General features: G+C 66.0%; 4 protein-coding genes. 3 read left to right on the top strand and 1 reads right to left on the bottom strand.

From position 1 onward, the window contains the following. Nucleotides 1-580: rod shape-determining protein (locus BIS11_RS12205; protein ID WP_253586127.1), on the bottom strand; the 580-nt coding region annotated here is incomplete at its 3' end. Between the two features lie 225 nt (nucleotides 581-805). Here BIS11_RS12205 and gatC point away from each other — a divergent pair. From gatC to gatB, 3 genes are all read left to right on the top strand, one after another. Beyond that, the gene (gene gatC / locus BIS11_RS12200; protein WP_227390356.1) at nucleotides 806-1,093 is read left to right on the top strand and encodes an Asp-tRNA(Asn)/Glu-tRNA(Gln) amidotransferase subunit GatC; all 288 of its coding nucleotides are present in this window, start codon (nucleotides 806-808) and stop codon (nucleotides 1,091-1,093) included. 61 nt (nucleotides 1,094-1,154) lie between these two features. Next, a complete protein-coding gene (gatA, locus tag BIS11_RS12195; protein ID WP_253419490.1) occupies nucleotides 1,155-2,615 on the top strand; it encodes an Asp-tRNA(Asn)/Glu-tRNA(Gln) amidotransferase subunit GatA in 1,461 nt (486 codons plus the stop codon). Further along, nucleotides 2,615-4,069 (top strand): Asp-tRNA(Asn)/Glu-tRNA(Gln) amidotransferase subunit GatB, encoded by a 1,455-nt coding sequence (gatB, locus tag BIS11_RS12190; protein WP_253419488.1) that lies wholly within the window; start codon nucleotides 2,615-2,617, stop codon nucleotides 4,067-4,069. Before gatA ends, gatB begins: the two co-directional genes overlap by 1 nt. Nucleotides 4,070-4,133: the final 64 nt, after the last annotated feature.

Here is a 4,133-nt window from a genome sequence, read left to right as displayed (position 1 = left end):
CGTCGAAACGGTCGCCGCCTACGCGGATGGATTCGGAGTAGACCACGCCGTTGAGCGAGATGATGGCGATCTCGGTGGTGCCGCCGCCGATGTCGACGACCATCGACCCCTGGGCTTCCTCGACCGGCAGCCCCGCGCCGATCGCCGCCGCCATGGGCTCCTCGATCAGGAAGACTTCCCGTGCACCCGCGCCTTCGGCGGATTCACGAATCGCGCGCCGCTCGACCTGGGTGGACATGCAGGGTACGCACACCAGCACGCGCGGGCTGGGCGTCAGGAACGTGCTCTGATGAACCTTGCGGATGAAGTGCTGGAGCATCTGCTCGGTGACGGTGAAGTCGGCGATGACGCCATCCTTCATCGGCCGGATCGCCGTGATGTTGCCGGGGGTGCGGCCGAGCATGCGCTTGGCATCGGCGCCCACCGAGGCGACGCTTCGCATGTTGCCGGACTGGCGAATGGCGACCACGGAAGGCTCGTCGAGAACGATACCGCGACCGCGAACATAAATCAGTGTGTTGGCCGTACCCAGGTCGATCGACAGATCGCTGGAAAACAGCCCCCTCAAGCGTTTGAACATGGATGTTGTTACCTAGTGCAGACCGGGAACCCTGTGCGGATGCAAACGGTATCACCGCAACCCGCCGGCAGCAAGCGCGAGTCGCTCCCCTGCCCGCGGCGGCCATTGTATGGTACCTTTTGCGGCTATTTTCCACGTCTGCCCCGTCAGACGAATTCAAGATGACCGTATGTATACCGCTCGTTGCGACATACGTTCCCTTACGCTTGCGAGGATACCTTGATCATGGCGCTTGAAGAATCCCATGTGCGCCGGGCCGCCCACCTGGCCCGACTCGCCATCAGCGACGACCAGGCCAACCGCTTCGTGGACGACTTGAGCCGGATCCTGGAGATGGTCGACCAGCTTCAACAGGTCAATACCGATAACGTCGCCCCTCTTGCCCACCCGCTCGATGCCACCCAGCGCCTGCGCGCCGACGAGGTCACCGAAACCGACCGGCGCGAGCAGTACCAGCGCTGCGCGCCGGCCACCGAGGAGGGGCTCTACCTCGTGCCTCGCGTGGTCGAATAAGCGATGCGCACACCCTCCTTCCTGGCTTTTTTACATTCGTCCCGAACGGAGCTTTTGGGTCATGCATGATCAAACCGTCACCCAGCTGGCCGCCGCCCTGAAAAGCGGCGAGCTCTCGAGCCGCGAGATCACCGCGCACTACCTGCAGCGCATCGAGCGCCTCGATGGCAAGCTCAACAGCTTCATCAGCGTGACCGCCGAGCGCGCGCTCAACGCCGCCGAGGCCGCCGACAAGGCTCGCGCCGATGGCAACGCCCACGCGCTCGCCGGCATTCCGCTGGCGCTCAAGGACATCTTCTGTACCCAGGGCGTGAAGACCAGCTGCGGCTCGAAGATGCTCGACAACTTCGTCGCCCCTTACGACGCCACCGTGGTGGAGAAGCTCGCGGCCGCGCATACCGTGAGCCTGGGCAAGACCAACATGGACGAGTTCGCCATGGGCTCCTCCAACGAGAACAGCCACTATGGCCCGGTGAAGAACCCCTGGGATCTCAAGGCCGTGCCCGGCGGAAGCTCCGGCGGCAGCGCCGCCGCCGTGGCGGCGGGACTGGTGCCGGCCGCACTGGGAACCGACACCGGCGGCTCGATCCGCCAGCCGGCGGCGTTCTGCGGCATCACCGGCCTCAAGCCCACCTACGGGCGCGTCTCGCGCTACGGCATGATCGCCTACGCCTCGAGCCTCGACCAGGCCGGCCCCATGGCGCGTTCGGCCTCCGACTGCGCGCACCTGATGAACGTCATCGCCGGCCACGACGTGCGTGACTCTACCAGCGCCGCCCGGGGCGTGCCGGACTACACCGAGAGCCTCGACGCACCGCTGTCCGGGCTCAAGATCGGCCTGCCCAAGGAGTATTTCGGTGACGGCCTCGATGCCGACGTCGAGCGCGCCGTGCGCGAGGCGGTCAAGGTGTACGAGTCGCTGGGTGCCACCGTGCGCGAGGTCAGCCTGCCGCATACCCACTACGCCATCCCGGCCTACTACGTCATCGCCCCGGCGGAGGCCTCGTCGAACCTGTCACGCTTCGATGGCGTGCGCTTCGGCCACCGCTGCGAGGACCCCAAGGACCTGATCGACCTCTACACCCGCACCCGCCAGGAGGGCTTCGGCGAGGAGGTCAAGCGACGCATCCTGATCGGCACCCACACGCTCTCGGAAGGATTCTTCGATGCCTACTACATTAAGGCGCAGAAGGTGCGCCGCCTGATCCGCCAGGACTTCCTGGACGCCTTCGAGGACGTCGACGTGCTGATGGGCCCGGCAGCCCCCACCACCGCGTTCGACCTGGGCGCCAAGAAGGACCCGGTGTCGATGTACCTGCAGGATATCTACACCATCGCCGTGAACCTCGCGGGCATTCCCGGCATCAGCGTGCCGGCGGGCTTCGCCCATGGCCGCCCGGTGGGCCTGCAGATCCTCGGCACCCACTTCGCCGAGGCGCAGCTTCTGAACGTCGCCCACCAGTTCCAGCAAGCCACCGACTGGCACCGTCACCTTCCCGCACTCGCCGAGGAGAACGCCTGATGCAATGGGAAACCGTAATTGGGCTCGAGGTCCACGTTCAGCTCGCTACCCGCTCGAAGATCTTCTCCGGCTCGTCCACCGCCTTCGGAAGCGAACCCAACACCCAGGCGAGCGCGGTGGACCTGGGCCTGCCCGGCTCGCTTCCCGTGCTCAACGAGCAGGCGGTGGCGATGGCGGTGCAGTTCGGCCTCGCGGTACACGCCGAGATTCCGGAAGTCTCGGTGTTCGATCGCAAGAACTACTTCTACCCGGACCTGCCCAAGGGCTACCAGACCAGCCAGATGTATCACCCGATCGTCGGCGCCGGCGAGGTCGAGATCACTCTGGACGACGACGTCACCAAGCGCATCCGCATCCACCACGCCCACCTGGAGGAGGACGCCGGCAAGTCGTTGCACGAGGACTTCCAGGGCATGACCGGCATCGATCTCAACCGTGCCGGCACCCCGCTTCTGGAGATCGTCTCCGAGCCGGACATGCGCAGCGCCAAGGAAGCCGCGGCGTACCTGAAGGCGATCCACTCGATCGTCACCTACCTGGGCATCTCCGACGGCAACATGGCGGAAGGCTCGATGCGCTGCGACGTCAACGTCTCGGTGCGCCCCAAGGGCCAGGAGGCGTTTGGCACCCGCGCCGAGATCAAGAACGTCAACTCGTTTCGCTTCGTCGAGCGCGCCATCGCCTTCGAGGTCGAACGCCAGATCGAGCTGATCGAGGATGGCGGCAAGGTGGTCCAGGAGACGCGCCTGTTCGACCCGGAGCGCGACGAGACGCGCAGCATGCGCACCAAGGAAGAAGCCAACGACTACCGCTATTTCCCTTGCCCGGACCTTCTGCCGGTGGTGCTCGACCAGGCCTACCTCGACCACCTGAAGACCCTGCTGCCGGAGCTGCCCGCGGACAAGCGCGCGCGCTTTCAGAGCGAGCTCGGGCTTTCGGCCTATGACGCCAACGTGCTCGCGACAAGCCGCGAGATGGCGGAGTTCTTCGAAGAGGCGTACCAGGTGTGCGGCGATGCCAAGCAGGCCGCCAACTGGGTGCAGGGCGAGCTTTCCGGCGCCCTGAACCGCGAGAGCCTCGCCATTCACCAGAGTCCGGTCTCCGCCCAGCAGCTCGGCGGGCTGATCGGGCGCGTGGTCGACGGCACCATCAACGGCAAGGCCGCCAAGGAGGTCTTCCAGGCGTTGTGGAACGGCCAGGGCGGCAGCGCCGACGAGGTGATCGAGTCCAAGGGCCTGAAGCAGGTGACCGACAGCGGCGCCATCGAGGCGATGATCGACCAGGTGATCGCCGAAAGTCCCGCCCAGGTCGCCCAGTACCGCGACGCGGAGCCGGACAAGCGCGGCAAGATGATCGGCTACTTCGTCGGCCAGGTGATGAAGGCCTCGCGCGGCACCGCCAACCCGCAACAGGTCAACGGCCTGCTGAAGCAGAAGCTCGACGCCCTGCTTTGACCCCCCTCGCCGCCCGTCAGCCGGGCGGCGACCCTCTCCTAGCCCAGCATCGAAGGCTCGGTGA

This window comes from Halomonas sp. 707D4, from assembly GCF_024158685.1.
Taxonomy (GTDB): domain Bacteria; phylum Pseudomonadota; class Gammaproteobacteria; order Pseudomonadales; family Halomonadaceae; genus Vreelandella.
The sequence above is the reverse complement of the archived record's forward strand: the minus strand, read 5'-3'. Positions and strand labels throughout refer to the sequence as shown.